The organism is Rhizobium sp. WYCCWR 11146 (assembly GCF_013591995.1).
Taxonomy (GTDB): Bacteria; Pseudomonadota; Alphaproteobacteria; order Rhizobiales; family Rhizobiaceae; genus Rhizobium; species Rhizobium indicum.
In genome coordinates, this window is the sequence record NZ_JACCEY010000009.1 from 263,111 (window position 1) to 289,466 (window position 26,356).

The window sequence follows — 26,356 nt, forward strand, 5'->3', positions numbered from 1 at the left end:
CCATATAGATGACACTGCGCGGCCAATCTCACCCCTACCCGCAGCAAGGGCAAAGCTAAGCATGGCGGAAGCCGCGATTCAAGCTTTAGTCTATTAGCCTTTGGCATCAAGACGGCAATAAGGCAACGCGCACGTATCCATCAGAATCAGCGGCTTAGCGGTAAACCGGAAAGGCAGGGCGCCGCTTCCGTCGCAATTTGGCCGCCTGATGCAGCCAAGCGTTGACTTGACGGCCGTTCAGGCGGAAGAAACGACGAGAATAAAGATTTTCACCGGGGCTGATATGACGAAACCGATCGTTGCCATTCCTGCCGATATCCGTAGCTTCGACGGCGCGACCTGGCATGCCGTGCAGCATCAATATCTGCGCGCCGCATTGAACGCATCCGGTGTCATGGCCTTCATCATCCCCGCTTTCGAGGAGGGCTACGATACCGACGCGATCCTCGACCGCGTCGACGGCCTGCTGGTCTCCGGTTCGGCCAGCAATGTTCATCCCTCGCTCTACGGTGCCGAGGCGAATGACAAGGACGGCCCCTTCGACCCCGCCCGCGACGCCACCAGCCTGCCGCTCATCCGCCGCGCCATTGACCGCGCTATCCCGCTGCTCGCCATCTGCCGCGGCATCCAGGAGCTGAATGTCGCCCTCGGCGGCTCGCTGGCAAGCGAGATCCAGGAGCAGCCCGGCATCTGGGACCATCGCCGGCCGGAAGGCGTCGACCGGGACGGCATGTACGCCATTCGCCAGATCGTCCACGTCAAGGAAGGTTCCTGCATCGCCGGCATTCTCGGTCCGGGCGAGATCCGCGTGAATTCCCTGCATCGCCAGGCAATCGCCAGGACCGCCCCACGCCTGCAGGTGGAAGCCATCGCCGAGGACGGCACGGTGGAGGCCGTTTCCGTTATCGACGCCAAGGCCTTCGCCGTCGGCGTGCAATGGCATCCGGAATATTGGGCTGAAACCGACAAGTCATCGAACCAGCTGTTCGCCGCTTTTGGCGACGCCGTCCGCAGCTATGCCGCGGCCAAACTGCCGGTCATGTCAGCGCAGGCGACCGCCTGACTCCAGGCGCCCGAGAAGCGCTATGTCTGTTGCTCGGCAAGCATCGCCCGCCGATCCAGCTACGCCTAAGCCTTCTGCGGCGTCTCCGGCACCGGCGTCAGCGCCGCACCCTTCTCGAACCAGGCAATGAGATTGTCGGCGACGAGATCGGCCATTGCATTGCGTGTCGGCACGGACGCGGAGGCGACATGCGGCAGCAGCAGGGCATTGGTCGGCTCAAGCAGGTCGGCCGGCACGGTCGGCTCTTCATAGAAGACGTCGAGACCGGCAGCCCCAAGCGCGCCGGTAGTGAGCGCGGCACTCAGCGCCTCCTCGTCCACCGTCCAGCCGCGGCCGACATTGACGAGAATGCCGTCAGGGCCGAGTGCTGCCAGAACATCGGCATCGATCGTCTTGTGCGTCTGCGGCGTCTTCGGAACGATGGCGATCAGCGTATCCACCGCGTCCGCCAGCCCCTTCAACGTCGGGTGATAATCGTAGCACACGTCGGCATGGCGTGAACGTGTGTGATAGCTGATCTTCACCTTGAACGGCTCCAGCCGCTTGGCGATTTCGAGGCCGATGCGGCCAAGGCCATAAAGCCCGACATGACGGCCCTTGAGCGAGAAACGCGACAGCGGATAGGCCGTGCCCGGCTTCCAGTTGCCCGCACGCAGCCAGGCTTCGGCCCGCGGCAGTTCGCGGACTGTGTTCAGCAGCAAGCCGATCGCCGTATCGGCGACCTCATCGTTCAGCACATCAGGCGTATTGGTGACGACAATGCCTTTTTCGGCGGCATGTTTCACGTCGACGCCGTCATAACCGACACCGAAATTGGCGACAACCTCGACATGCGGCAGTTGGTCCATCCAGGCGCCCGGGAAGGAACCGGACACGGCGACGCCGCGGATGCGGCCGGCGATCTCGCCGTCGAGCGCAAGCTTCTCCTCGCGCGGGACGGCGATAATCTCAAAACGATCCTTCAACCTTTCGAGAACACGCTCGTGTATCTTCCCAGGAACGAGAATGGCGATGCGGGACATAGCTTTTCCTCTTGGATGGCGGTCTTGGTTCAGGCGCGCGGCCGATGGGGACTGGTGGACTGGCGAATGCGCATTTCCGGCTTGATCAGATGCATACCGTCAGGCTCATGGCTGCCGGCAAGGCGATCGAGCAGTGCCCGGGCGGCCAGGCGCCCGACCTCGGCCTGACCGTTCCAGACGGTCGTTAGCGCAGGCGTGGCGATCGAGGCCTCCTCGAGATCGTCGTAGCCGGTGACGGAAATATCGCGTCCCGGCACCAGGCCGGCGCGCGCAATGCCGTTCATCAGGCCGATTGCCACGAGATCGTTCCAGCAGACGGCTGCGGTCGGCTTCTGCGGCAGCGAAAGGAAGTGCACTGCAGCCTCGAAACCGCCCTGTTTCGAGCGCGGACCGGGAATGCGCAGGTTCGGATCGACCTCGATGCCGGCCTTCCGGAGTGAATTGACATAGCCCTGGTAGCGATCGCGGCCGGTGGATGTCTGGTCCGTGCCGCCGATCATGGCGATCGAGCGATGACCGAGGCCGATCAGGTGGTTGGTGGCAAGCGAGATACCGTAGCTGTCGTCGCCGCGATAGGTCGGCAGGTCCTGCCCTTCCATCGAGCGAGCGACCAGAATCGCCGGCATGCCGTTGTCTTCCGCCAGTTGCACGTCTTCCGGCGGCGTACCGATCGCCGGCGACATGATGACGCCGTCGCCACCGAGCTGCAGCAGCGTCTCGATGAAGGTGCGCTGCTTTTCGACATTGTCGTAATGGTTGGAAAGGATGAAGGTGTGGCGGCTGCGGTCGAGTTCGCTTTCGATCGCCTTCAGGATCTCCCCGTAGAAGGGGTTCATGATGTCGTGTACGACGACGCCGATGATGCCGGAGCGCGAGGTCCGAAGGCTGGCAGCACGGCGATTGTAGATATAGCCGAGCGCGCGCGCCTGTTCCTTGATCTTCTCCCGGGTATTGCCGGCGACGAGCGGACTGTCGCGTAAGGCAAGCGATACGGTCGCCGTTGAAATGCCGAGCGTTTCGGCGATTGTCGAAAGCTTGATCTTCTGGACCACGTGTCCTCCTCCAGGCAGCACGTAAGCAGCAAGACCCCGCCAGCAAACCGGCGCGGCCCTTAAAATGTTTAATTAAAAGATTTAATCGGTGGAAGCAATTCGTCTTTCGGGGAAATTTCAGTCTTCGTCCGGTTCTTCGATATGAATGGCTTCAGCCTGCAGATTGGCATCGATCGCCTTCAGCAGGCGGACGAGATTGCGGATTTCCTTCTCGGAGAACTCCTGCGTCGCCAGCCTGTCGCAGGCCGAGGCCGCCATCTCGATCCCCTGAACGCTGCCGCGGCCGAGTTCGGTGAGATAGACCTTGGTGAGCCGCGCATCCTCGGCATCGGGCTTGCGCTCGAGAAAGCCCTGCGCCTCCATGCGGCCGATCGTGCGCGTCATCGTCGGCGCCTTGACCCCGAGCTTCTGGGCAAGACCGCCTGCCGTCATGCCGTCGCTCTCGGCAAGCGAGAGAATGACGCCGTCCTGGCCGGCATAGAGGCCGCTTTCAAGCAGGTTGCGCGAAAGCACCGTCCGCATGGAACGCGCTGCCTGGGTCAGGGCCGGGGAGAGATCGACGAGCGTATACTCGGTCTGGTCCTTCTTCTTGGACTTGTTCTTTTTGCCGTCCTTGTGCTTCTTTCCCATAGCCATCCCTTTGATCTTTAAGCCCCGACGCCGCTGCGATATGACATTGCTCAGGATCTCGTCATAAACAAGAGGCAACCACCGGATGATGACGCCTTCGCCGCGCTTCGAGGACAGCAACCCGGCCTTTGCACCTGACGGGCGCCATCTGATCGCCGTGTTGCCGCTCGGCGCCCACGAACAGCACGGCCCTCATCTGCCCTTCGAAACCGACACCCTGATTGCCGAAGGTATCGCCGGACGATTGAAGATGGCCTTGCCCGCCGGCCTGCCGGTCACCTTCCTGCCCGCCGAATCTGTCGGCTATTCCATAGAGCATATGGATGTTGAAGGAACGAAGACGCTTGCCTTCGACGAAGCGGTAAACCGCTGGCTCGGCATCGCCGAGGGGCTGGCAAAGCAGGGCATCGGCAAATTCGTGATGCTGAACGCCCATGGCGGCAATTCGCCCGTCATGACCATTGTCGCGACCGAGGCGCGGGTCCGCTTTGCCATGCTGGCGGTGGCGACGAGCTGGACCCGTTTCGGCGCGCCGGATGGCGTGGTCACGCCGGAGGAAAAGGCGATCGGCATCCATGGCGGCGATATCGAGACCTCGGTGATGCTGGCGCTTCATCCCGATAAGGTGGATATGGCGAAGGCGGCGGACTTTTCCTCGCGACAGACGGAATTCGCCGTGCGCTTCAAGCATCTGCGCGCCTACGGGCCGCACGCCTTTGGCTGGAAGATGTCGGATCTCAACACGCAAGGCGCTGCGGGCAACGCCGCGGCCGCGACGGCAGAGAAGGGTGAGGCACTGATTACCCATGCGGTGAAGGGACTGACGGAACTGCTCGAAGATGTCGATGCCTTCGACGTCGAACAGCTCCGGTGAAGGTGGGCCTGCGCCGCGCAAACGATGTGATCTTATAACATTATAAAACCCTTTGAACTGCCACGCTCAAGCCATTATATGAGACCAACCGTTCAAGCAGCCGATCCCAAGCCGCTCGGCCGCACGCCTAATCCTAGAGGTTCTCATGACCGACGCGATCTCCACCCAGAAGCCCATTCCCGTTACCGTGCTCACCGGTTACCTCGGTGCCGGCAAGACGACATTGCTCAACCGCATCCTCTCCGAAAATCACGGCAAGAAATATGCGGTCATCGTCAATGAATTCGGCGAAATCGGCATCGACAACGACCTGATCGTCGAGTCGGACGAAGAAATCTACGAGATGAACAATGGCTGCGTCTGCTGCACGGTGCGCGGCGACCTGATCCGCGTCGTCGAAGGCCTGATGCGCCGCCCCGGCCGCTTCGACGGCATCATCGTCGAAACGACCGGCCTTGCCGATCCGGTGCCGGTGGCCCAGACCTTCTTCATGGATGACGATGTGCGCGCCAAGACCGAGCTCGACGCCGTCGTCGCCCTCGTCGATGCCAAGCACCTGCCGCTGCGCCTGAAGGACAGCCGCGAGGCAGAAGACCAGATCGCCTTCGCCGACGTCGTCATCATCAACAAGACCGACCTCGTGACCCCGGAAGAACTTGATGTGATCGAGGATATCGTCCGCGCCATCAACCCGGCTGCCCGCGTTTACAAGACCAGCCGCTCTGGCGTCGACCTCGCCCGCGTGCTCGATCAGGGCGCCTTCAACCTGGAACGCGCGCTCGAAAACGATCCGCATTTCCTCGAGCACGGCCATGACGACCATGTCTGCGGCCCCGATTGCGATCACGACCACCACCATCATGACCATGATCACGATCATCACGGTCATCAGCATGATGAGCACGGCCACGACCATCATCACCATGGCGCCCATAACCATGGCGCGATGTCGGCGATCCACGATGTGACGGTGCAGTCGGTGTCGCTGCGCGGCGGCCAGATGAACCCGGAGCGCTTCTTCCCCTGGATCCAGAAGATCACCCAGACGCAGGGGCCGAATATTCTGCGTCTCAAGGGCATCATCGCCTTCAAGGACGATCCTGAGCGCTACGTCGTTCAGGGTGTGCACATGATCATCGAGGGCGACCATCAGCGGCCGTGGAAGGAAGGCGAAAAGCACGAGAGCCGTCTCGTCTTCATCGGCCGCGAACTCGACCGCGAGAAGCTCGAAACCTCCTTCAAGGCCTGCGAGGCAGCCGCCTGATGCCGACAGTTGCACCGCTTGATCTCGACGGCCACGTTCTGGCCGTCGAATTTTTAGGTGATGTTCCCTTCTTCGCAAGCGCAAACGGTACATTCCACCGGCTGGACGGCGGCGACAGGGTTTCTGAAGCCCACCAGGGCATGCTCACCGCCATCCGCGATCCCTACAGCGAGAGCCTGATTTCGGGCGGCGAAGACGGCAAGGTGCTGCGCATTGCCGCCGACGGCAGCGTCAGCGAGATCGCGACCGCGCCGCGCAAATGGATTTCGCAAGTGGCAGCCGGCCCGCAGGGCGCCGTTGCCTATTCCTACGGCAAGAGTTCGCTCGTGCGCCTTGCCGACGGCACGACCAAGGAATTCCCCGAAGAGCGCACGGTCGAAGGCCTTGCCTTTGCACCGAAAGGCCTGCGCATCGCGGCCGCGCGTTATAACGGCGTGTCGCTGCACTGGATCGGCATGAATGCCAAGCCGATCGATCTGGAATGGAAGGGTGCGCATACCGGCGTCACCTTCTCGCCTGATGGTAATTTCCTCGTCACCTCGATGCAGGAAAACGCACTGCACGGCTGGAAGCTCGATATCAAGCCCGGCACCGAAGCCCGCCACATGCGCATGACCGGCTACCCCTCCAAGGTGAAATCGCTCTCCTGGTCGGTCAAGGGCAAGTGGCTCGCGTCTTCAGGCGCGCCCGCGGCAATCGTCTGGCCCTTCCAGGGCAAGGATGGGCCGATGGGCAAGGCGCCGCTGGAGCTCGGCACTCGCGCCAATATCATGGCAACCGCGGTGAAATTCCATCCGCTCGAAGACATCCTCGCCATCGGCTTCATCGACGGCATGATCCTGGCCGTACGCATCGCCGACAGCAAGGAAGCGCTGCTGCGCCGACCCGGCAAGGGTGCGATCACAGCGATGAGCTGGAGCAAAAACGGCAAGCTGCTCGCCTTCGGTTCCGAAGCCGGCGATTGTGGTGTCATCGATATTTCGGCTTGAGACCCGTTGCCGGCAATGGACGACGCCCTGACGGAACCTGAAATCGTGGCGCTCACGGCCGATCACATGCAAGCCGCGGCCGGAATCAGACGTGTCGCCCTGTGGCAAAGGCTGCCCTGGCTGCCGGATGTGCATACGCCCGAGGAAGACGAGCAATACTGGCGCATGCATCTGCTGCCGAACTGCACCATCCTTGGCGCTGCCATGGGTAACCGGCTGGTCGGCGTCATCGCCTATGGCGACAACTGGATAGAGCAGCTTTACGTTCTCCCCGGTTTCCAGGGCATGGGCATCGGCTCTTCCCTCCTCGGCTGCGCCAAGGAAGAGATGAACGAGATCAGGCTCTGGACGTTTAAGCGTAATGCAGGCGCTCGCAGCTTCTACGAACAGCATGGTTTTACCGCCGAGGAGGAGACCGATGGCGCCGACAACGAAGAACGGGAGCCTGATGTGCTCTACCATTGGCGCCGGCTTCCGGAGCTGACACTTCGCCTGCAACCGTCTGGCGGCTAGAATATGCTCAGGGCTTGCCAAATGCCTTGCCCGGGCGAAACATGAGCCGCACGGAGGCGCTTTGCGCGACGCCCAGGCTGACAAAGGAAACGGGAATGCCGAAATCGACCGGCCTCGGTTTGGCCGAGCAACAGCCGCAGCCATTGGGCGACGCATCCGTCTGGACCGTGATCCGCGCCGAGGCGGCCGAGCTTGCCGCGCGCGAGCCGATATTGCAGCGGCTGCTTGCCGCTCAGGTAACGGACACTGCCGACAACGATGAGATCATCGCCCGCGTGCTGGCCGCGCGGCTCTCCGTAGCGCAGGTGGAAACGGGTGATCTGGTCGATCTCATCCTGTCCACACTTGATGACGATATCATGCGGAAGGTCGAGGCCGATCTCATCGCCGTGCGCGAGCGCGATCCGGCCTGCACGACATTTCTGCACGCGCTTCTCAATCTCAAGGGCTTTCATGCGCTTGAGACGCATCGCATCGCCCATGCGCTCTGGATCGCCGGCCGTCAGGAGATCGCCAGCTGGCTCGCCAATCTCGTTTCACTGGTTTTCGGCCCGGATATCCATCCGGCGGCACGGATCGGCGCATCCATCATGCTCGACCACGGCTCGGGCATCGTCATCGGCGAAACGGCTGTCATCGAGGATGAAGTGTCGATCCTGCAGAATGTCACGCTCGGCGGCACCGGCAAGGAGACCGGCGACCGCCACCCGAAGATCCGCCACGGCGTGATGATCGGCGCGGGCGCCAAGATCCTCGGCAATATCGAAATCGGTGCCTTCAGCAAAGTCGCGGCCGGCAGTGTCGTGCTGAAGCCGGTCCCCGAGCATTGCACGGTCGCCGGCGTGCCGGCAACGCTCGTGCGCGTCCACCGCGCCGACGAAATCCCGGCTGAGACGATGGACCAGAATATCTAGGATCATTCTGAGATAGACGAGTTTGCCCCGTTCCTACGCAGCTTGTTGATTTTCTCCAAAGACTTCGACCCGGTTGCGTCCTTCGCGCTTCGAACGATAGAGCGCCTCATCGGCCTTCTGCATCAGCCGTTCAAAGTCTCCACCGCTTTCCGCACGCGCGGCAACGCCGACGCTCAGCGTCGGAAAGACGGCCAGATCCGGCCGCTGCATGACGGCGGCGGCGAAGGCGAGACGGATGCGCTCGGCAATTGCCGCGGCATCTTCCCGGGAAACGTTTTTCAGCACTGCCAGGAACTCATCCCCACCTTGACGGGCGAGCAGATCGCCGGAGCGCATGATGCCTCTCGCAACACTGGCGAAAAGCCGCAGGATGTCGTCGCCGGCGGCATGGCCATGCCTGTCGTTCAGTTGCTTGAAATGGTCGATATCGATGATCAGCAGCGATACCGGCTGGGAACCGAGAGCCGGCAGATGCTGGGCAAGGCCACCGCGATTGAGCGCGCCGGTCAGCGGATCGTGGTGAGCGAGTTCGGTTAGCTGATTTCGGCTGCGCTCGGCGGCCATCAGCACCATGGCCATGCTCCGCAGCATGATGAACGCGACCGCCGATACCGCGATCCAGCTGTGTATTGCACTGCCGCCGAAAGGATCCGGCCCACCGATCTCACCGGTCGCCGCGAGAATGCTGCGAACCGCAAAGATCGCGGCAGTGCAGGCGTAGAGGCCGACAAGCAAGGCTGCCGAATAAAGCCTCTCGCGCCGGACAATGCTGATCGCCTCCCTTGCGACGGCAAGATCGCAGAGGCAGCAGATGACGGAGACGTAGAGGAGCCTCGCCGAGACTGCCGATGGATCGCTGACGATGAGGACGACAGGAACGCTGACGAGCAAGATGGCAAGCCAGAAAGTGCGCTGGTCGAGCGCTCGTCCCGAAAACACGCGCACGGCAAAGAACATCAGCATGTAGCCGGCGATGGTGACGATATTGCCGCCGTCGACCGAGACGGAGTAGGGAACGAGATTGCGCAGCGCGACGAGAAACGAGCCGACGCCGACAAGAAGGTTGCTCAAGCCCCACCAGAGCGGCCACCTCTCGAAGCGACCCGTCGCATAGGCTGCAAGCTGGAGAATGCCCAGCACGAAACAGCTCACGGCAACAATGAAATAGATCGTCCTGAGATCCAGCAGCATGGCGCTTTCCCGAAATTCTCGCGGAACTTACAGGAAGCGTTTTGCGGTTTGATTGGAGCCTTCGCTAAAAATTTAACGATCGCGGGTTTTTCCCCGCTGCATCATTCAAAATCCTACAGCACCCTTGGCGCGTGTGAAAGACACGCGGCCCTGTCGTCAAGCGGCCCGCACCGAGCCGATGATGTCCGCCAACAGACCGTGCAGCAAGTCCCTGTAGCCATTTCGGGCAGACGGACCGCTCTCTTCCGAGGTCATGACGACGGTGAGATCGAGCGACGGCACGATGTAGAGCATCTGCCCGCCATAACCCCAGGCGAAGTGCACCTGCTCGCCGCCGATCTGCCGCGTGAACCAGCCATAGCCATATTCATCGCCGGAGAAGCGTGAGTTGGTGCGCTGCTGCCACGACTGGGCGATCCAGTCGGCAGGTACGATCTGGCGGCCGTCGGCGGTCTTGCCGCCGTTACGGTAGAGTTCGCCGAAGGCAAGCAGGGACAGGGCGCTCATCGCCATCTGATTGCCGCCGAGATAGATGCCCTGCGGATCGCGCTCCCATGCACCGATGCGGAAACCGTCGACCGGGCCGAGCCATTCGCGCGCCAACACCAGCGTCGGCCGCCGGCCGACCTTGGTGAGAATGGCCGACAGCAGATGCGTGGATGCGGTGGAATAGAGCATCTCGCCACCGGGCTGATCGACGAAAGGCTGCGACAGCGCAAAGCGCACCCAGTTGCGCGACGAGACCCAGCGGCCGTAGTTCGCCCCCGACATGCGATCGAGCCCAGCCTGCATCGAGAGAAGATTGCCGATGGTGATGTCGTTGATGCGCGGGTCGGGCGTTAGAGGGAGATCGGCCTTCAGGATCGGCGCGATCTTCTGATCCGGCCCCGTCAGCATGCCTTTGTCGATGGCGATGCCGACCAACGCCGAGATGATCGACTTCGAAGCGGATTTGATATTGGTCGATTCCGACGGCGAATGACCATGGAACCCACGTTCGCTGAGCACGCGCCCATCGCGAGCAACAATCACCGTCTTCAAAGGCCGCATCGCCGGATCGCTCGCCGCGCGATCGAGACGCGGACCAAGCCCGCCGACGGCGGGAGCCGTGCTCTGGGCAGCAGCCGGCCCCGTAGCGGCAAGCGACAGGCAGAAGAAAAGCAGAAGGGAAAGAAGGCGGATCATGCGATGCAAGATAGGATATCGCCGCGATATGTTCGCGTGCCGGCGACCCATTTCACGCGATTGTGTTTCCGCGTGCGTCGGGGAGCTAGCGACCGCGCCGCTTCACCCGCCAGAAAGACAATCCGCGCCGCAACCACACCAGGCCCGCCTGCCTGCGTGGTCAAACGGCGCGGATATTACCAGCCGGGGGAAAATTCCCAACCTGGCCGGCCGGTCGGCGCAGCCTTACAGTCCGTGCGTCTTTTCGGGTCGATGCGCTAGAGCATGATGCCGAAAAGTGTAAGCGGTTTTCGGACGACATCATGCTCTAACTCTTTAATTTAGAACAGGAGTCAGATTTTAGGCCGACCCGGCCTAAAATCATCCTGTTCTAGGCTGCGCGGCGAACCGGCGCGCTGGCCAGCATGCGTCCCGAGGGGACGATCATGCCGGCCGCGCCGTCAAGCCAGCCTTCCGTGAGCTCGAGCGCAAGAAAGCGCGAGCGTTCGAACGGACCCGGCATGACGAGATGGCGAGCCTTTTCGGCAAAGAAGCCGAAACGCTCGTAATAGGCAGCATCGCCGACGAGCAAAACGGCACCGTGTCCGCGCTTCTTCGCTTCGAGGATCGCCGCGCGCATCAGCGCCGAGCCGATCCCCTTGCCGCCTTGATGGGGCGCAACGGCGAGCGGTCCAAGCAGCAGCGCATTGATCGGCGTGCCTTCGTCATTGACGCCGGCCTCGATGTTCCAGAGCCGCACCGAGCCGATGACATGGCCGTCGCGATCGCGCGCGACGAGCGCAAGACCCTCGGCCGGAACGCGGTTGCGGCGGATCTTCTCCGACGACTTCTTGCGGCGATCCGGGCCCATGACGCGGTCGAGCAGGTTTTCACGCGCAACGACATCCGAAGGATTTTCGGCGTCGATGGCGAAAGTGGTGGGCGCAAAGAATGCGCGGACAGAATCAAGAACAGCGGCCATCTTGGCCTCCCGTACCCAATACCGTTATCAGCGGCGATGAAGGAAAATTGTGAAGTTGCCGCCCCGGCTGGTTACGGGGCCGGCGGAAACGACCTTAGATGACGTAGGCCTTCAAGGGGTCGAAACCGTTGAAAGCGACCGCCGAATAGGTCGTCGTATAGGCGCCGGTGCCTTCGATCAGGACCTCGTCGCCGATCGAAAGGGAGATCGGCAGCGGATAGAGGTTCTTCTCGTAGAGCACGTCGGCCGAATCGCAGGTCGGACCGGCAATGACGCAGGGCTCCATCTCGTCGCTGTCGTGATCCGTGCGGATCGGATAGCGGATGGCTTCGTCCATCGTCTCGGCGAGACCGCCGAACTTGCCGATGTCGAGGAAGACCCAGCGGGCATCGTCATTGTCCGACTTCTTCGAAATCAGAACGACTTCCGCCTTGATGACACCGGCATTGCCGACCATGCCGCGGCCCGGCTCGATGATCGTCTGCGGGATCTGGTTGCCGAAATGCGTGCGCAGCGCCTGGTAGATCGACTTGCCGTAAGCTTCTGCGGACGGAACGTCACGCAGGTACTTGGTCGGGAAGCCGCCACCCATGTTGACCATCTGCAGGTGGATGCCCTGCTTGGCAAGCGATACGAAGACGCGCTTGGCATCGGCAAGCGCCGAATCCCAGGCATCGACCTTGGTCATCTGCGAACCGACATGGAACGAGACGCCATAGGACTGCAGGCCAAGCTGATGGGCGTAGACGAGAACGTCGACAGCCATCTGCGGAACGCAGCCGAACTTGCGCGACAGCGGCCATTCGGCGCCTTCGCCATCCGTGAGCACGCGGCAGAAGACACGGGCGCCGGGAGCGGCGCGCGAGATCTTCTCGACTTCCTCGTGGCTGTCGACGGCAAAGAGGCTGACGCCGAGCGCATGCGCGCGGGCAACGTCACGTTCCTTCTTGATCGTGTTGCCGTAGGAGATGCGGGCGGCGGTCGCACCGGCTTCGAGCGCCATTTCGATTTCGGCAACGGATGCGCAATCGAAATTGGAGCCGAGGCCTGCGAGCAGCTTCAGCACTTCCGGGGCCGGGTTGGCCTTGACGGCGTAATAGATGGCGCTGTCCGGCATGGCGTGACGGAAGGCGTGGAAATTGTCGCGAACGACGTCGAGGTCAACCACGAGGCAGGGACCGTCGGGACGTCGGGTTGCGAGAAAGTCGCGGATGCGCTGGGTGGTCATATCGATTCCCTCTTCCAATTCCAGAGCTCCGGCATGAACCGGAGGACAAAGGGCATACGATAGCTCGCATTGGAACCAGCCGGTGGAGACCCCGGAACCATAGCAAGCGCTCGATGCGCAGATAGTGAACCAACGCCGCGATGCGGTGTAAGTTCGGCTTTGTCTGCCATGGATTGGAGGGAGAATCCCAACCGCACTTCCGGCAATGATGGTGTGCCTCTTCAGTAACCCCCGCTGATGGAAAGCAGGGAGAGAACAAAAAGGCCCGCACCGTCGTTGCTTCAGGCGTCCTCGCATTTTCCGGTTGGCCGGAATAGCGACTGGAGGGGTTAATTCCAGGTACCTTACCGATTTCCTCACCAATTCGAGGGTTCGGCGGACACCCATGGGCACGTGCGACTTTGGGCTGAGTGGGAAATAAGAATATTCGCCTTCATAATCAAGCGATTTTTTGATCTCAAGGCTAAAAAAATTATTGAACAAGACGAGCCAATTTGTTCAACATTCCGAAACAGCCTGAGGGGTGCCATGGATACCTTGACCCGCATACGCGCCTTCATCGATGTCGTCGAGGCCGAAGGCTTCTCCGCCGCGGCACGGCGCACCGGCCGCTCCAAGGCGCTGCTCTCCAAATATGTGCGCGAATTGGAAGACGAGCTCGGCGCCCTGCTGCTCAACCGCACCACCCGGCAGTTCTCGATGACCGAGGCCGGCCATACCTATTACCGTACCGCCTCCGATATTCTGAAGGAGATCGATAACCTCGCCGATCTCGTGCGCGAAAACAATGCACAGCTCAAGGGACGGCTACGCATCTCGGTGCCGCGCACCTTCGTCGATGCCGATGTCGGCCAGTCGCTGATCGATTTTGCCAAGGAGAACCCCGACCTTTCGCTGGAGATCGCCGCCGACGACCGGTTCGTCGATCTGATCGAGGAAGGCTTCGACGTGGCGATCCGCATCACCAAGCTCGAAGATTCCGGCATGATCGCCCGCAAGATCTCGGATTTCCGCATCCATATCTGCGCCACCCCTGAATTTCTCGAGCGTTATCCCGATCTCGATCACCCAACGGCCCTTTCCAGCGTCCCCTTCATCGTCGATACCAATGCGCGCACCCAGGCGAGCATCCGCTTCCACAATCCTGACAACACCTCGTTTGCCGTCGCCGTTTCCGGACCGATAGAGGTCAACAGCCCGCATGCGACATTACGCGCAGCACTGGCCGGCATCGGCGTAGCCTTCATCCCAGATTTCATCGCCCGCAAGCCGATCGAGAGCGGCGAACTGGTGACCCTTTTCAACGATTACACCCCGACCGACCGCGGCATCTATGCCGTCTACCCGCACCGGCGCTACCTGCCGGCCAAGGTAAGAATCTTCGTCGATTACCTGCACAACTGGTTCAAGAAGCATCCGTAAGCCGGCGCCCTTGCGAAGCGATGCGACATTCCGCCCCGCTCTACAGCGCCGCGCGTCTTTTCAGACGCGCAAAGGACACTGTAGCACTTTAAATGCTGCATAATTTTATCCTTGAATCGATTCCGATTTAAGGAATTATGCAGTGGCATCCTGCCCCGCGAAGCCGATGCCGAGCCCGGTCCCAATTCCGTCCCAATTTCTGGCAAGAAGTCAGGGGCAGCGAACAAGGCAGCGGGATAGATGAGACATTCAACAATACTGATGGCCGCGCTTCTTTCGCTGGCGCCGGCCGCCGCCTTTGCGCATCCGCACATCTTCGTGGAAGCGCGCCTCGAAGTCGTGGCCGGCAAGGACGGCAGTGTCGAGGAACTGCGCAATGTCTGGCGCTTCGACGAGGTCTTTTCGTCCTCCGTGGTCATGGATTTCGACAAGAACACCGACCTGAAGCTGGAGCCGAACGAACTGACCGAGGTCGGCAACACGGTCAAGAAGTCTCTTGCCGATTACGACTACTACATGAACCTGACGATCAACGGGAAGAACATCACCGTCCAGAAGCCCGACATCATCCATGTCGACTACAAGGATGGCCAGCTGCTGATGTTCTTTGCGGTAAAGCCGGTGGAGAAGATGCCGCTCAAGGGCAGGCTCACCTTCGGCGTCTATGACCCGACGCTCTACACCTCGATCGATTTCCCCACCGACACCGAGCTGGCCATCGTCGGAGACGGCTTCAAGGCTTGCAAACATCAGGTGGTGCGGCCGGATGCCGACCAAGTGATCTCGGAAAACAAGCAGTCGCTGACGGACGCCTTCTTCAACGATCCCACCGGCACCAACATGTCCAAACTCTTCGCCACCCGGCTGGAGGTCACATGCTGACGAAACGCCTTCCCCTCATCCTTTCCGCCGCCGTCTTCGCGCTCGTGACGGCGGCAAGCCTCGCCCATGCGCAATCGCCGCTCGGCATCGGCACGGCGGAACCAAGCTTCCAGCCGACCGGCGGGCCGTTTGCGCCGCTATTTCTCTACGTCAATTACGAGCAGCAGGCCTTCTATCGGGCACTGACCGGCGCCTTGAAGGCGATGCGCCAAGACCCCTGGCAGTTGGCATCGCTGATCGGCCTCTCCTTCGCCTATGGCGTCTTCCATGCCGCCGGCCCCGGCCACGGCAAGGCGGTCATCTCCTCCTACATGATCGCCAATGAGGTCGAGCTGAAGCGCGGCGTGGTGATTTCCTTCATTTCTGCCTTCGTCCAGGGCGTGGTGGCGGTGGCGCTGGTCGGCGGCGCCTGGCTGGTGCTGCGCGGCACCGGCATTACGCTGACGGCGGCGACCCACGCGATGGAGATCGCAAGCTTCGTCATGGTCATCCTCTTCGGCGGCTGGTTGCTGTTCCGCAAACTGCGCTCGCTGGTGGGCAACATGCCGCGCCGCCGGCTGATGGCGACGCCTGCCGGTCCGGTCAGCATGATGCTCGACTGGAAGGACAACGCGGCCGAACGCCAAGCCTATGCCTTCAACGGCAAGGCGCAGCCTGTCGAAGCCGGCCATACCTTCGTTCCCGGCATGGTCTGCGAGACCTGCGGCAATGCCCATGTGCCCGATCCGGCCCTGCTCGGCGGCGACAGATTCAGCGCCCGCGAGGCCTGGTCGGCGATCGTTGCCGTCGGTCTGCGCCCCTGTTCCGGCGCATTGCTGGTCATGACCTTCTCACTGCTGAACGGGCTCTATCTCGGCGGCGTGCTTTCGGTCGCCGCCATGTCGCTCGGCACGGCGATCACCGTTTCGCTGCTTGCCACACTTGCCGTCACGGCCAAGAGTGCGGCCGTCCGCCTCTCCGGACGCGGCTCGACCGCCTCGATCTGGGTCGGGAATGCCATCGAAATCCTCGGCGCCGTGCTTGTCATGCTGATGGGCGCCCTGCTGCTCGGGGCCTCGCTGCAGGGATAAAACTACTTTCCCCGGCGGCGCTGGTAACGCGCCCGCAGCCAGAAGACTGCGAAAAACGCCATGATCAGGCAGACGCCGACGACGATCGCCAGCGTCGGCGAGAAATTGCCAATCCACAGCACAATGGTCGGCAGGAAATAGATAACCAAGGCGGCACTGAGCAGGATAATGCCGGCGGCGGTCGCCTGCGAGCGGCTTTCTGGGCTCATACCAGCCTTTCCTTTTCAAGATCGGCGCGGATGTCCTGCAGACGACGGATCTGGTTGCCCTCGGCGTCGAAATTCTCCGGCGAGAGCCAGGCTTCGAAGGCATCGTTGATCATCGGCCATTCGGCATCGATCATCGAGAACCAGGCGGTATCGCGGTTGCGATGCTTGGAGATCATATGCTGGCGGAAGACCCCTTCGAAGCTGAAGCCGTAACGCGCAGCCGTCGTCTTGCTCGCCTCGTTCTTATTGTCGCATTTCCATTCGTAGCGGCGGTAGCCGAGATCCTCGAAGACGTGCTTAGCCATCAGGTAATGCGCCTCGGTCGACAGCGGCGACCGCTTCATCTCGGCCCCGTGCGCCACCCCGCCGATCTCGACGACGCCGTTTGCCGGGTCGGCGCGCATGTAATTCGCCATGCCGACAATCTTGCCGGTGGCGTTGTCGCGGAAGATATGGGTGAGCCAGCCGGACTTGGTATAGACGGTTTCCAGCCAGTTGGCGAAATCGTTGATACCGGAGAAATCGTCCTGCGCGAAATAGAGAAGCAACGGGTTGATGCCCATGCCACCGAGGCCATCCCATAACGCCTGGAGATGTTCCTCACGCCGGTAGGGCTGGACGGTGACGAAGCGGCCCTTCAGCGTGACCGGCTTCGGCGCCGGGCAGCCGTTGAAATTTGCAAGATCGCGCATGTTCACTCCTCTTTTCCGAAGAGTGGATAGGCCAGCCGCCCGGCAAAGGCAACCGGCCTAAAGCGCGTCGCGCTTTAGGCCTTATTTCCAACGCATGTCGTTGTCGCAAAACCGCTGCACACTTTTGCGCGACATGCTTTAGATGTCACTGTGACAAGGTCGTCTTGGCCGATGACACCGTCGCCTCGATATGGTCCACCAACTGGTCGGCAAGGCCGAGGCGGCCGGCAAGCAGATCGAGATAACCGCGCTCGGCACGCGAATCCGGCTCGATAGTGAGCCGCGAGGCGGTGTAAAGCTCGACACGCTGTTCTTCCGTCGTCGCGGCGGCAACGAGCGCATCGATGTCCGTCGGCGAAGCGAGTTCATGCTCGATGAAGGCCGCAGCCTCGCCGCTGACGTCGGCGGCCTTGACCTTGTCCATGATGAGGGCGCGTTCGGCATTGTCGATATGACCGTCGGCCTTGGCGGCGGCGATCATCGCGCGGATCAGCACCAGCACGAATTCATTGCTGCCGGCAGGCGATGTCGGCCCGAAACCAGATTCGACAGGCGGCGGCAGAAGGACCGGATTGTTTGCCGACGGTGCATCCGAGGGGGCTGCGGGCGCCTGCCCCGCCTGGTAATTCTTGTAGGCCTGGTAGCCGAGGCCGGCAATCGCGGCAAGACCGCCGATCGCTAGTGCATTGCCGGCAATACCCCGACCGGTCTTGGTGCCGAGAAGCGCGGCTGCAATCGCACCTGTCGCCAGCGGATTGTTCTTTGCCGTCTGCACGGCGTCACCGGCCCTGTCGCGGACCGAACCGCCAAGACCTGGCAACTGCGAACCCAAAAACTGGTCGAGAAGCTTCTTTGCGTCGAACATTCCTCGTCATCTCCCTATTTGAAACTGGAGGAGTACATAGGTTTGCGACGGGTGAAATACAAATAGGGGGAGCGGGATTGAGCCATGAGACTCACCCGCCCCAGCCGAAACTCAGGCCTTCAGCGCCGCCGCCTCTGCCGCGAGCTTGGTGATGCCAGCCCAGTCGCCGGCCGCGACCAGTTCCTTCGGCGCCACCCACGAGCCGCCAACGCAAATGACGTTCGGCAGCGAGAGATAATCATTGGCGTTCTTCAGCGAAATACCGCCGGTCGGGCAGAACAGCGTGCCGGCAAGCGGCGAGGACAGCGCCTTGAGATAGGCGGCGCCACCGGCCTGCTCCGCCGGGAAGAATTTCAGCACTTGGTAGCCTTCTTCGCGCAGTGCCATGACTTCGCTGGCGGTCGCAGCCCCCGGAAGCAGCGGCACGTCGGAATCGGCAGCGGCATCAAGCAGTTCCTGCGTCGTGCCCGGGCTGACGATGAATTTCGAACCGGCCTCGACGGCGGCTTCCCAATGGGCGACATTGAGGATCGTGCCGGCGCCGACTTCGGCCCCCTCGACCTCTGCGGCGACGGCGCGCACGGCCTCGAGCGCTGCCGGCGTGCGCATGGTGATCTCGATCGCCTTCAGGCCGCCCGCGACGAGCGCGCGGGCCAGCGGCACCGCCGTCTTCGCATCGTCGACGATCAATACCGGAACGACAGGCTGGAGTTTCAGGATGGAAAGGAGCTTCTCTGTTTTCTCGCCCATGGTCGCGCGACCTCCTTGAAACGATTGAATTCGGACCCCGAATAACGCCCCCGCGGAACCTTGTCGAGATAAAACCGGACCGCATGACGAGAAGGGTATGAAATGCTTGGAAATTGGGCTACCGTGCCGCAATCGTCACAAAAGGTTCACCGGCATGGCGAAAGAGATCGAGCGGAAGTTTCTTGTACGCAGCGATGGATGGCGTTCCGCCGTCGAGACGAAATCTGTCTTCAGGCAGGGTTACATTGCCTCGATGGACGATCGTTCCGTGCGCGTGCGCATCCTCGACGGCAGGAATGCGAAACTGACGATCAAGATCGGCCGCAGCACCATCACCCGTGACGAATTCGAATACGACATCCCGATCGCCGATGCCGAAGAGCTGTTGCAGAACGCGATCGGCGTCGTCATCGAGAAGACGCGCTATCGCGTTCCGCATGAGGACTTCGTCTGGGAAGTCGACGTCTTTACCGGCGAGCATCGCGGACTGGTGATTGCCGAGGTGGAGATGGCGGCGGAAACCGACGATCCGGCCCTGCCCACCTGGCTCGGCCGCGAAGTGACCGGAGATTTCCGCTATTCCAACCAGGCCCTTGCCACAGAATACGGGCACGACAGGCATGGCCTATCGCATTCGGCCTGACGCCGATTTCACCGAAGCGTTCCGTAACGCTGCGACCAAGCAGCTGGAACACGCTATCACTGTCCTCGGGGAACGCCCGGACGGCGCGCATGAGGCGATCCATTCTTTCCGCAAGAACCTGAAGCGACTACGCTCGCTCTACCGCCTCGTGGCCCGCGAGGTGCCGGATTTTCAGGCCCAGGAAAATGCGAGGCTGCGCGATGCCGCACGCTCGCTTTCGGCGATCCGCGATGCTGCAGCCCTCATCGGCACCGCGCAGTATCTGCAGCATGCAGCCCGCGGGAACGAGGAGAGCGAGGCGCTCGGCCGCATCGTCACCATTCTCGAAGGGCGCCGTGATTGGATGGCGGAAGCCGAAAGCGGCCTGGAACAGCGGCTCGCGGAAACCTCCGACGTTCTGAAGGAGGCAATCGCCGCCTTGGACGCCGTCTCCTTTGATCGCGGCCACCGCAAGAATGCACGCATGCTGGCAAAAAGTTGGCGCCGTACCGCGCGGAAGGCCAAGACCGCGCTTGCGGCTTGCCACGGCGAGGCATCGGCCGACGACTTCCACGATCTGCGCAAACGCACCTACGACTATCGGCTCTACCATGCGCTTTTGCGTGACGTCTGGCCGGGCGCGATGAAGGCCAAGCGCGATGCGGCCAAGGAACTCGTCGAGGATCTCGGCCACATCCACGATCTCACCGTGCTCTCCGAACTGGTCGAGGCCGAACCGCAGCTCTTCACCCGCAATGACGACCTAGCGCATCTGCTCGACATCATCATCTTCCGCCAGCAGGAAGACCGGCGGCAAGCGCTGGTCAAAGCCGAAGCCGTGTTCGCCGATGATGCCGACGAGGAAGCCCAGCGCATCGAGCTTCTCTGGCTGATGGCCGGGAATTGAGAGCCCGCGAAATCGGAAGTGCTTGCGCGCAGCTCTGCATTTCCCATCGCATCGGCAATATCACAAGGAACCCTATTGACCTCAACCAATCTTGAGGTCCTAGCTTGCGGTGGTCGAACAAGCAGAAACTTGACCCGCGAGGAAAATATGACCGCCGAAAATGCCGCAATGCCGAAGGTGCTCGGGCTCTACGAGACCCATCTGACCGTTGCCGATCTCAAGACCTCCACGGACTTTTACCGCGATGTCGTTGGGCTCGAACCGGCAGCCTCATTCGAGGAGCGCAACGTCGCTTTCCTCTGGGTGGACGACAGGAAGACCGGCATGCTCGGCCTTTGGGAAACCGGAAGCGGGCCGCTGAAGATGCGGCTGCATATCGCCTTCCGCATGACCGCCGGCGGCATGCTGCAGGCGCCCACCATTCTCAGGGCAAAGGGTGTGGAACCTCTCGGCTTTACCGGTGAACCGGTGACGGAGCCGGTGGTTCTCGGCTGGATGCCGGCGCTGTCTATCTATTTCAAGGATCCGGACGGGCACTCGATCGAATTCATCAGCGTTCTCGACGCAATCCCCGACCGGAGCTTCGGCGTGCGGCCGTTTTCCGCGTGGCAGGCGCGAGCGTAATCGGTCACCGGTCAAGGCCGCCACTGGCGAAGGCAATTGCGCGGCCCACCGATTTTCTGTATTTCCGGCCTATGACCGACAGCCTGACACACACCAGCCCGTTCCTCGTGGCCGCACTCTACCATTTCGTTTCCGTGCCGCGCTTTGCTGACCTGCAGGCGCCGTTGCAGACGCTTTGCGAGGGGAACGGCGTCAAGGGAACGCTGCTTCTGGCGCATGAAGGCATCAACGGCACGATCGCAGGCCCGGATGCCGGCATTCACGCTGTGCTCGCCTTCCTGCGCGCCCAGCCGGAATTTTCGGGCTTGGAGCACAAGGAAAGCCGCGCCTCGAAAATGCCCTTCCTGCGCATGAAGGTGAAGCTGAAGAAGGAAATCGTCACCATGGGCGTCGAAGATATCGACCCCAACAAGGTGGTCGGCACCTACGTGGCGGCCAAGGATTGGAACGCGCTGATTTCCGATCCCGACACCATCGTCATCGACACCCGCAACGACTACGAGACGGCGATCGGAACCTTCCGCGGCGCGCTCGACCCGAAGACCAAGAGCTTCCGTGAGTTTCCGGAATGGGTGCGTGAGAATCCCGGTCTGCACAACAAGCCGAAGGTCGCCATGTACTGCACCGGCGGCATACGCTGCGAGAAGGCCACCGCCTTCATGAAGGCTGAGGGCTTCGACGAGGTCTATCATCTGAAGGGCGGCATCCTGAAATATCTGGAGGAAGTGCCGCAGGAGGAAAGCCTCTGGGATGGCGCCTGCTTCGTCTTCGACGAGCGCGTCTCCGTCGAGCACGGTTTGAAGGAAGGCGAACACCGGCTCTGCCACGCCTGCCGCAACCCGATCACTGCCGAGGAAATGACTTCGCCGCTTTACGAGGAAGGCGTTTCCTGCAGCCACTGCTACGACACGCGCACGGAGGAAGACCGGCTGCGCTACCGCCAGCGTCAGCACCAGATCGCCCTGGCGAAGAAGCGCGGCCAGCGACATATCGGCAGCTGAGCCAGGATTCTGATTGGATCAGCCTGCCGCCTGGATGCGGCGCCCAGCTTCCGGCTCCGCTGCACGTCGCTCGTTCAGCATCTCGGTGATGAGGTCTGATGTCACAGGCTTTCCGAACAAATAGCCCTGCAGGCAGTCGCAGCCGAAAAGACGCATGGCTATCGCCTGCTCCTCGGTCTCGATGCCTTCGGCCGTCACCGGAATGTCGAGCGAGCGGGCGAGCGCCACCGTCGCCTGCAGCATCTCGCGCTGGCGTTTGTCTTCGTTGACACCCATGACCAGCGAGCGATCGATCTTGATGCGGTCGAAGCCGAACTGCCTGAGATAACCGATCGAGGAGAAGCCGGAACCGAAATCGTCGAGCGCCACCTTGACCCCCAGCGCCTTCAACCGTTCGATCGACTGGCGGGTGCGCTGCGGATTCTGGATCATGTAGCCTTCGGTGATCTCGAGCGTGATGCGGCCGGCCTCGATCTCCGTCTGCTTCAGCACGTAGCGCACATAGTCGGTAAAGGCGGGATTGCGGAACTGGCCGGGCGAGACGTTGACCGACACATTGAGGTCCGGCCATTGCTTGGCCGTCTCGCAGGCTTTGCGCAGCACGAACAGGCCGAGCGATTCGATGAGGCCGCTGGTCTCGGCGATCGGGATGAACAGCTCGGGCGAAACAGGGCCATGGCCTGGGCGGTTCCAGCGCACCAGCGCCTCGACACCGGTCATCGCATGCGTCGCCGCATCGATCAGCGGCTGGTAGGCGAGCGTCAGGTCGCCGCTTTCGATGGCGATCCGGAGATCCAGCTCCAGCGCATTGCGCTGCTCTCGATCGGCGTCCATCGACGGATCGTAGAGCGTCATGCGCGCGCGGCCGGCCTCCTTCGCCTTGTACATGGCAAGGTCGGAACGGCGCACCAGCTCCTCACGCCCGATCGTCCCGGAAGGCGACATGGCAATGCCGATGCTTGCCCCGACGACGACGACACGGCGACCGATCTCCAGCGGCTCGACAAGAAAATCGAGGATCTGCTCGGCAAGCTGCAGGGCGGCGGCATTCTCGCTGTCGGAGAGAAAGGCGATGGCAAATTCATCGCCGCCGATGCGGGCGAGAACCGCACCTTGCGGAATGAGCACAGCGAGCCCGGCCGCGACCGCCCGGATCAACTGGTCGCCGGTGCCGTGGCCATAGCTGTCATTGACTTCCTTGAAGCCATCGAGGTCGAGATAGAGAAGCAGCACGTTGCGCTTGGTCTGGCGTGCTTCGACGACAAAACGATCGACGGCCAGCCCGAGACCGTCGCGATTGGAAAGGCCGCTCAGCCTGTCGCGCAGCGCCTCCTCGCGAGCGCTGTTTTCCTCCGCCTTCAGGCGGCGGCCGGCAAGCCAGCCGATGACCAGCAGCACCACGAAGAACAATCCGACCAGGCCGAGCGCCTGGATGACCATCGGCCGCACCTGCGCATAGCCGATATCGCCGGGTGAACGCGAGATCCACACGAGCTTGCCGAGCGTTGCCCCCGTCGGATCGACGATCGGGACGAGGTAGTCGGCCGCAAAACTCGGCGGCGCCAGCCTCAGCCCGCCGATGACATAGGTCTGGCCGAGAGCGGTCACCCTGTCGTCATCGAGATGGCGGGCGAAAACGAGATAGCGCTGCTGGCCGGCGGGCACATCCAGCGCACCGGACTTTTTCCGCACCAATGCCACACCGACGGCGGCTATGCCCCGTTTGGTGGTGACGAAACCGATCGCCTGAGGACGATCGGCCTGGCCGGCCGCCTTTACCGTGTCGAAGAGGGTCCAGAGCGAAGGCGCGAAGAAATCCGTGAGCGACTCCGCCATCGGTTTGCCATCGCGATACGCCATGATCGCCTTCTTCTCGGCATCGATGACGATCGCCATGTCGAAAAGCGAACTGTTGACCGACATCTCGCCGTAGTTGCTCACCGTCCAGGCCATACCGTCGGCTGCGTAGACGTTGACAGCGGCGTCATCCCAGGCGGCGTAATCGTCAAGCGTCGCGCCGAGCTGATCCTCGAAGGTCTTCAACGCGCCGATCGTCGTTTCGCGCGAGCGCTCGTCATCGAGAACATTGGAATTTTCGGCCACACGTTCAAGCGCCGTCAGCACCATGATGGTGACGACTGCGACGATGACCGCGAAGGAGAAAAGCACGCCCGTGACGGTGATGTGACGGCCTATTCCCGATCCCTTGCTCTGCGACTTTCCGGCTGTCTGCATTACGACTCCCTGACCGTCGGACTTTGCCAGCCAAGGGTTCAAAAACGTTTAAGCAACCGGCTGTTGCAGGCTTCTGACGAGCTATTTTTGTGTCGCCGCCTGAGGACGCGCCCCTAACCCGGCTTGTGATTGCCCTTCGGGAATTTGGCCGCAAGTTCGCGATACCATTTGCCGCTCTTTTTTACCGTGCGTACCTGGGTCTCATAATCGACATGGACGAGACCGAAGCGCATGCGGTAGCCTTCCGCCCATTCGAAATTGTCCATCAGGCTCCAGGCGAAATAGCCGCGTAGGGGATAGCCGTCCTTGATGAGGCCGGCAACGATTTCGAGGTGATCGCCGACATAGTCGAGGCGCATCGTATCGTCGACCTCGCCGTCGACGACATCGGTGTTGTCGCAGGCGCCATTCTCGGTGATGTAGCATTCCGGCAGCTCGTAGCGGCGGTAGAGGTCCTCGACCGAGAGCTTCAGGCCCGGCGCATAGATTTCCCAGCCGATATCGGTCTTGACGTCGCTTGCCGGCGGCGCTTCCACCGTCCAGGGGAAATCGCCTTTGCGTTCGGCATCGTCGGTGACCCGCTCGGGCTTATAATAGTTCAGGCCCCACCAATCGAGTTTCTGGCTGATGAGTTTCAGGTCGCCATCCTCGATGACGGGCATGCGGTCGCCGAGCGCCGCGATGAATTCCTGCGGATATTCACCCTTGAAGACGGGATCGAAGAAAGCGCCGTTGTGGAACTGATGCGCACGCTCGCCGGCGGCAAGGTCGGCTGGGCTATCGGAGCCAGGAATGATCGAGGCGGCATTGAGGACAAGCCCGACCGGCACGTTGGGGGCTTCCGAGCGGATCGCCTCGACGCCGAGACCGTGGGCAAGGTTCATGTAATGCATGGCATGAAGGGCGGCCTGCATGTTGCGCTCGCCGGGAGCATGGATGCCGTAGAGGTGGCTGAGCCAGACGATGCACCAGGGTTCGTTGAAGGTCGCGACCCGGTCGAGGCGATCGCCAAGGCGGCTCATCACCGTCTTGGCATAGCGCTGAAACGCATAGGCAGTCGAGCGCGCAGTCCAGCCGCCCTCGCCGGCGAGCAACAGAGGCAGGTCCCAATGGTAGAGCGTCGCAAAGGTCTTGATGCCGCGCGCCTTGCAGCCGTCAACCAGCCGGTCGTAGAAATCGAGGCCGGCCTCGTTCACCGGACCCGTACCGTCGGGGATAATGCGCGGCCAAGCGATCGAGAACCGGTAGGCTTCGACACCCATCTCCTTGATGAGATCGAGGTCCTGCTCCAGGCGATTATAGTGATCGCAGGCGATATCGCCGTTATCGCGATTATGGACACGGCCGGGCATATTGCAGAAAGCATCCCAGATGGATGGCTTGCGGCCATCGGCCTTGCTGGCGCCTTCGATCTGGAAGGCGGCGGTGGCGACGCCGAAGGTGAAGTCGCCGGGAAAGCGCTCTGCGAGTTTCTTCGGATCGATCATCTGGAAATCCTATCTCTCAGGTTCAGCCGTTTGTGCCGGATTTAGCCAAGCCAGAGCGTAAAGTACAGGCTGGCGGCGAGAAAAACTGCAACGTTGCAGGAGGAAAAAAAGAACAGCTGCAACGTCACTGCAGCCGGCCCTCCCCCACCGCGCAGCTGCCCTCATAACGGCAATGTCAGCAGTCGTGACTTGGCCATTGAGACCGCGATCCTTACACGGGAAATGGCATCACAAATGTGAAAGGAATCCAATGCTCTCTTCGGTCCATTCGCTGCAGCCTCATCTACTGAGCCTGTTGCGCATCGTCTCGTCACTTGTACTTTTCAGCTACGGAACACAGAAAATCCTGCATTTTCCGGCTGCGGCAAGCGTGCCGCCCGCGGGCTCGCTCTCCTGGATTGCCGGGCTGCTCGAACTCACCTTCGGCTTCCTGGTGCTTGTCGGTTTCCAGACCCGTATCGCAGCCTTCGTGCTCTCGGGCCTGATGGCCTTCGCCTATTTCATCGGGCATGCGTCGAAGGGCATCTATCCCGCCCAGAACGGCGGCGTGGCGGCAATCCTGTTCTGCTTCGTGTTTCTTTATCTGGTGGCGGCAGGTGCCGGACCGTTGAGCGTCGACAACCTGCTAAAGCGTGGCCGCACTGCAGCGGCCTGATCAGAAATAAAACAAAAACGCCGAGGCGACTTCAGACGAGGTCGCCTCG

Annotated in this window: 27 protein-coding genes; 14 read left to right on the forward strand and 13 right to left on the reverse strand. The window is 61.7% G+C overall.

What is annotated here, in order from left to right; genetic code table 11:
- Positions 1-283 precede the first annotated feature (283 nt).
- Entirely contained in the window at positions 284-1,063 is a 780-nt protein-coding gene (locus HX899_RS05555; protein ID WP_181291801.1) for a gamma-glutamyl-gamma-aminobutyrate hydrolase family protein, read from the forward strand.
- Between the two features lie 65 nt (positions 1,064-1,128).
- Here the strand turns inward: HX899_RS05555 and HX899_RS05560 are convergent, their stop codons facing one another.
- From HX899_RS05560 to HX899_RS05570, 3 genes are all read right to left on the reverse strand, one after another.
- Positions 1,129-2,085, reverse strand: a complete 957-nt coding sequence (locus HX899_RS05560; RefSeq protein ID WP_181291802.1) for a 2-hydroxyacid dehydrogenase — start codon at positions 2,083-2,085, stop codon at positions 1,129-1,131.
- Positions 2,086-2,114: 29 nt separating this feature from the next.
- Positions 2,115-3,137, reverse strand: a complete 1,023-nt coding sequence (locus tag HX899_RS05565; protein WP_003542973.1) for a LacI family DNA-binding transcriptional regulator — start codon at positions 3,135-3,137, stop codon at positions 2,115-2,117.
- Between the two features lie 117 nt (positions 3,138-3,254).
- Positions 3,255-3,767 carry a MarR family winged helix-turn-helix transcriptional regulator gene (locus HX899_RS05570; RefSeq protein ID WP_025396056.1) on the reverse strand — a complete coding sequence of 171 codons (513 nt, stop codon included), beginning with the start codon at positions 3,765-3,767 and terminating at the stop codon, positions 3,255-3,257.
- Between the two features lie 85 nt (positions 3,768-3,852).
- Here HX899_RS05570 and HX899_RS05575 point away from each other — a divergent pair, with 85 nt between their 5' ends.
- The 5 genes from HX899_RS05575 (at position 3,853) to cysE (ending at position 8,321) form a co-directional block, all read left to right on the forward strand.
- A complete protein-coding gene (locus HX899_RS05575; RefSeq protein WP_138390587.1) occupies positions 3,853-4,641 on the forward strand; it encodes a creatininase family protein in 789 nt (262 codons plus the stop codon).
- Positions 4,642-4,786: 145 nt separating this feature from the next.
- The gene (locus HX899_RS05580) at positions 4,787-5,905 is read left to right on the forward strand and encodes a GTP-binding protein (RefSeq protein ID WP_171600675.1); all 1,119 of its coding nucleotides are present in this window, start codon (positions 4,787-4,789) and stop codon (positions 5,903-5,905) included.
- The gene (locus HX899_RS05585; protein ID WP_065281295.1) at positions 5,905-6,894 is read left to right on the forward strand and encodes a WD40 repeat domain-containing protein; all 990 of its coding nucleotides are present in this window, start codon (positions 5,905-5,907) and stop codon (positions 6,892-6,894) included. The genes HX899_RS05580 and HX899_RS05585 overlap by 1 nt, the downstream gene beginning before the upstream one ends.
- Positions 6,895-6,909: 15 nt before the next feature.
- Entirely contained in the window at positions 6,910-7,407 is a 498-nt protein-coding gene (locus HX899_RS05590) for a GNAT family N-acetyltransferase (RefSeq protein ID WP_181291803.1), read from the forward strand.
- 95 nt (positions 7,408-7,502) lie between these two features.
- Entirely contained in the window at positions 7,503-8,321 is an 819-nt protein-coding gene (gene cysE / locus HX899_RS05595) for a serine O-acetyltransferase (RefSeq protein ID WP_181291804.1), read from the forward strand.
- A gap of 33 nt (positions 8,322-8,354) precedes the next feature.
- On the opposite strand, the gene HX899_RS05600 is transcribed toward cysE, so the two are convergent.
- The 4 genes from HX899_RS05600 to odc2 form a co-directional block, all read right to left on the reverse strand.
- Positions 8,355-9,512: a GGDEF domain-containing protein gene (locus tag HX899_RS05600; protein WP_181291805.1), complete on the reverse strand. Its 1,158-nt coding sequence runs from the start codon at positions 9,510-9,512 to the stop codon at positions 8,355-8,357.
- Positions 9,513-9,668: 156 nt separating this feature from the next.
- The gene (locus HX899_RS05605) at positions 9,669-10,697 is read right to left on the reverse strand and encodes a serine hydrolase (RefSeq protein WP_181291853.1); all 1,029 of its coding nucleotides are present in this window, start codon (positions 10,695-10,697) and stop codon (positions 9,669-9,671) included.
- A 370-nt stretch (positions 10,698-11,067) separates the two neighbouring features.
- Positions 11,068-11,658: a GNAT family N-acetyltransferase gene (locus HX899_RS05610; RefSeq protein WP_020051676.1), complete on the reverse strand. Its 591-nt coding sequence runs from the start codon at positions 11,656-11,658 to the stop codon at positions 11,068-11,070.
- A 94-nt stretch (positions 11,659-11,752) separates the two neighbouring features.
- On the reverse strand, positions 11,753-12,886 hold the full coding sequence (odc2, locus tag HX899_RS05615; RefSeq protein WP_138390593.1) for an ornithine/lysine decarboxylase: 1,134 nt from the start codon (positions 12,884-12,886) through the stop codon (positions 11,753-11,755).
- A 528-nt stretch (positions 12,887-13,414) separates the two neighbouring features.
- On the opposite strand from odc2, the gene HX899_RS05620 reads away from it, so the two are divergent.
- From HX899_RS05620 to HX899_RS05630, 3 genes are all read left to right on the forward strand, one after another.
- Entirely contained in the window at positions 13,415-14,308 is an 894-nt protein-coding gene (locus tag HX899_RS05620; RefSeq protein ID WP_003542994.1) for a LysR family transcriptional regulator, read from the forward strand.
- Between the two features lie 240 nt (positions 14,309-14,548).
- Entirely contained in the window at positions 14,549-15,190 is a 642-nt protein-coding gene (locus HX899_RS05625; protein ID WP_138390594.1) for a DUF1007 family protein, read from the forward strand.
- The gene (locus tag HX899_RS05630; RefSeq protein ID WP_181291806.1) at positions 15,184-16,260 is read left to right on the forward strand and encodes a nickel/cobalt transporter; all 1,077 of its coding nucleotides are present in this window, start codon (positions 15,184-15,186) and stop codon (positions 16,258-16,260) included. The genes HX899_RS05625 and HX899_RS05630 overlap by 7 nt, the downstream gene beginning before the upstream one ends.
- 2 nt (positions 16,261-16,262) lie before the next feature.
- Here HX899_RS05630 and HX899_RS05635 read toward each other — a convergent pair whose 3' ends face one another.
- From HX899_RS05635 to HX899_RS05650, 4 genes are all read right to left on the reverse strand, one after another.
- On the reverse strand, positions 16,263-16,469 hold the full coding sequence (locus HX899_RS05635) for a hypothetical protein (RefSeq protein ID WP_012759018.1): 207 nt from the start codon (positions 16,467-16,469) through the stop codon (positions 16,263-16,265).
- Entirely contained in the window at positions 16,466-17,161 is a 696-nt protein-coding gene (locus HX899_RS05640; RefSeq protein ID WP_180196434.1) for a GNAT family N-acetyltransferase, read from the reverse strand. The genes HX899_RS05635 and HX899_RS05640 overlap by 4 nt, the downstream gene beginning before the upstream one ends.
- Positions 17,162-17,306: 145 nt before the next feature.
- Positions 17,307-18,026: a tellurite resistance TerB family protein gene (locus HX899_RS05645; RefSeq protein ID WP_181291807.1), complete on the reverse strand. Its 720-nt coding sequence runs from the start codon at positions 18,024-18,026 to the stop codon at positions 17,307-17,309.
- Between the two features lie 111 nt (positions 18,027-18,137).
- Complete coding sequence (locus tag HX899_RS05650; protein ID WP_003543005.1) at positions 18,138-18,776, reverse strand: 2-dehydro-3-deoxy-phosphogluconate aldolase; 639 nt, start codon at positions 18,774-18,776, stop codon at positions 18,138-18,140.
- 154 nt (positions 18,777-18,930) lie between these two features.
- Here HX899_RS05650 and HX899_RS05655 point away from each other — a divergent pair, with 154 nt between their 5' ends.
- The 4 genes from HX899_RS05655 to HX899_RS05670 all read left to right on the forward strand — a co-directional run bounded on the left by HX899_RS05655 (position 18,931) and on the right by HX899_RS05670 (position 21,930).
- Complete coding sequence (locus HX899_RS05655) at positions 18,931-19,419, forward strand: CYTH domain-containing protein (RefSeq protein ID WP_138333279.1); 489 nt, start codon at positions 18,931-18,933, stop codon at positions 19,417-19,419.
- Entirely contained in the window at positions 19,397-20,305 is a 909-nt protein-coding gene (locus HX899_RS05660; RefSeq protein ID WP_181291808.1) for a CHAD domain-containing protein, read from the forward strand. Before HX899_RS05655 ends, HX899_RS05660 begins: the two co-directional genes overlap by 23 nt.
- A gap of 147 nt (positions 20,306-20,452) precedes the next feature.
- The gene (locus HX899_RS05665) at positions 20,453-20,929 is read left to right on the forward strand and encodes a VOC family protein (protein WP_181291809.1); all 477 of its coding nucleotides are present in this window, start codon (positions 20,453-20,455) and stop codon (positions 20,927-20,929) included.
- A gap of 71 nt (positions 20,930-21,000) precedes the next feature.
- Positions 21,001-21,930, forward strand: coding sequence for a rhodanese-related sulfurtransferase (locus HX899_RS05670; protein ID WP_181291810.1), 930 nt, complete (start codon positions 21,001-21,003; stop codon positions 21,928-21,930).
- An 18-nt stretch (positions 21,931-21,948) separates the two neighbouring features.
- Here the strand turns inward: HX899_RS05670 and HX899_RS05675 are convergent, their stop codons facing one another.
- Complete coding sequence (locus tag HX899_RS05675) at positions 21,949-24,165, reverse strand: bifunctional diguanylate cyclase/phosphodiesterase (RefSeq protein WP_181291811.1); 2,217 nt, start codon at positions 24,163-24,165, stop codon at positions 21,949-21,951.
- Positions 24,166-24,278: 113 nt separating this feature from the next.
- Positions 24,279-25,652 carry a GH1 family beta-glucosidase gene (locus HX899_RS05680; RefSeq protein ID WP_181291812.1) on the reverse strand — a complete coding sequence of 458 codons (1,374 nt, stop codon included), beginning with the start codon at positions 25,650-25,652 and terminating at the stop codon, positions 24,279-24,281.
- Between the two features lie 250 nt (positions 25,653-25,902).
- Here HX899_RS05680 and HX899_RS05685 point away from each other — a divergent pair, with 250 nt between their 5' ends.
- A complete protein-coding gene (locus tag HX899_RS05685; RefSeq protein WP_017962155.1) occupies positions 25,903-26,307 on the forward strand; it encodes a DoxX family protein in 405 nt (134 codons plus the stop codon).
- The last annotated feature ends 49 nt before the right edge of the window (positions 26,308-26,356 follow it).

Excerpts from the sequence above, each read along its gene's own strand:
- HX899_RS05580 (WP_171600675.1), top strand. The coding sequence starts at position 4,787 with ATGACCGACGCGATCTCCACCCAGAAGCCCATTCCCGTTACCGTGCTC.
- HX899_RS05560 (WP_181291802.1), bottom strand. The coding sequence starts at position 2,085 with ATGTCCCGCATCGCCATTCTCGTTCCTGGGAAGATACACGAGCGTGTT.
- cysE (WP_181291804.1), top strand. The coding sequence starts at position 7,503 with ATGCCGAAATCGACCGGCCTCGGTTTGGCCGAGCAACAGCCGCAGCCA.
- HX899_RS05600 (WP_181291805.1), bottom strand. The coding sequence starts at position 9,512 with ATGCTGCTGGATCTCAGGACGATCTATTTCATTGTTGCCGTGAGCTGT.
- HX899_RS05670 (WP_181291810.1), top strand. The coding sequence starts at position 21,001 with ATGACCGACAGCCTGACACACACCAGCCCGTTCCTCGTGGCCGCACTC.
- HX899_RS05635 (WP_012759018.1), bottom strand. The coding sequence starts at position 16,469 with ATGAGCCCAGAAAGCCGCTCGCAGGCGACCGCCGCCGGCATTATCCTG.
- HX899_RS05610 (WP_020051676.1), bottom strand. The coding sequence starts at position 11,658 with ATGGCCGCTGTTCTTGATTCTGTCCGCGCATTCTTTGCGCCCACCACT.
- HX899_RS05675 (WP_181291811.1), bottom strand. The coding sequence starts at position 24,165 with ATGCAGACAGCCGGAAAGTCGCAGAGCAAGGGATCGGGAATAGGCCGT.
- HX899_RS05575 (WP_138390587.1), top strand. The coding sequence starts at position 3,853 with ATGATGACGCCTTCGCCGCGCTTCGAGGACAGCAACCCGGCCTTTGCA.
- HX899_RS05640 (WP_180196434.1), bottom strand. The coding sequence starts at position 17,161 with ATGCGCGATCTTGCAAATTTCAACGGCTGCCCGGCGCCGAAGCCGGTC.
- HX899_RS05685 (WP_017962155.1), top strand. The coding sequence starts at position 25,903 with ATGCTCTCTTCGGTCCATTCGCTGCAGCCTCATCTACTGAGCCTGTTG.
- HX899_RS05605 (WP_181291853.1), bottom strand. The coding sequence starts at position 10,697 with ATGATCCGCCTTCTTTCCCTTCTGCTTTTCTTCTGCCTGTCGCTTGCC.
- HX899_RS05665 (WP_181291809.1), top strand. The coding sequence starts at position 20,453 with ATGACCGCCGAAAATGCCGCAATGCCGAAGGTGCTCGGGCTCTACGAG.
- HX899_RS05585 (WP_065281295.1), top strand. The coding sequence starts at position 5,905 with ATGCCGACAGTTGCACCGCTTGATCTCGACGGCCACGTTCTGGCCGTC.
- HX899_RS05655 (WP_138333279.1), top strand. The coding sequence starts at position 18,931 with ATGGCGAAAGAGATCGAGCGGAAGTTTCTTGTACGCAGCGATGGATGG.
- HX899_RS05650 (WP_003543005.1), bottom strand. The coding sequence starts at position 18,776 with ATGGGCGAGAAAACAGAGAAGCTCCTTTCCATCCTGAAACTCCAGCCT.
- HX899_RS05570 (WP_025396056.1), bottom strand. The coding sequence starts at position 3,767 with ATGGGAAAGAAGCACAAGGACGGCAAAAAGAACAAGTCCAAGAAGAAG.
- HX899_RS05620 (WP_003542994.1), top strand. The coding sequence starts at position 13,415 with ATGGATACCTTGACCCGCATACGCGCCTTCATCGATGTCGTCGAGGCC.
- HX899_RS05645 (WP_181291807.1), bottom strand. The coding sequence starts at position 18,026 with ATGTTCGACGCAAAGAAGCTTCTCGACCAGTTTTTGGGTTCGCAGTTG.
- odc2 (WP_138390593.1), bottom strand. The coding sequence starts at position 12,886 with ATGACCACCCAGCGCATCCGCGACTTTCTCGCAACCCGACGTCCCGAC.
- HX899_RS05590 (WP_181291803.1), top strand. The coding sequence starts at position 6,910 with ATGGACGACGCCCTGACGGAACCTGAAATCGTGGCGCTCACGGCCGAT.
- HX899_RS05660 (WP_181291808.1), top strand. The coding sequence starts at position 19,397 with ATGGCCTATCGCATTCGGCCTGACGCCGATTTCACCGAAGCGTTCCGT.
- HX899_RS05555 (WP_181291801.1), top strand. The coding sequence starts at position 284 with ATGACGAAACCGATCGTTGCCATTCCTGCCGATATCCGTAGCTTCGAC.
- HX899_RS05625 (WP_138390594.1), top strand. The coding sequence starts at position 14,549 with ATGAGACATTCAACAATACTGATGGCCGCGCTTCTTTCGCTGGCGCCG.
- HX899_RS05680 (WP_181291812.1), bottom strand. The coding sequence starts at position 25,652 with ATGATCGATCCGAAGAAACTCGCAGAGCGCTTTCCCGGCGACTTCACC.
- HX899_RS05630 (WP_181291806.1), top strand. The coding sequence starts at position 15,184 with ATGCTGACGAAACGCCTTCCCCTCATCCTTTCCGCCGCCGTCTTCGCG.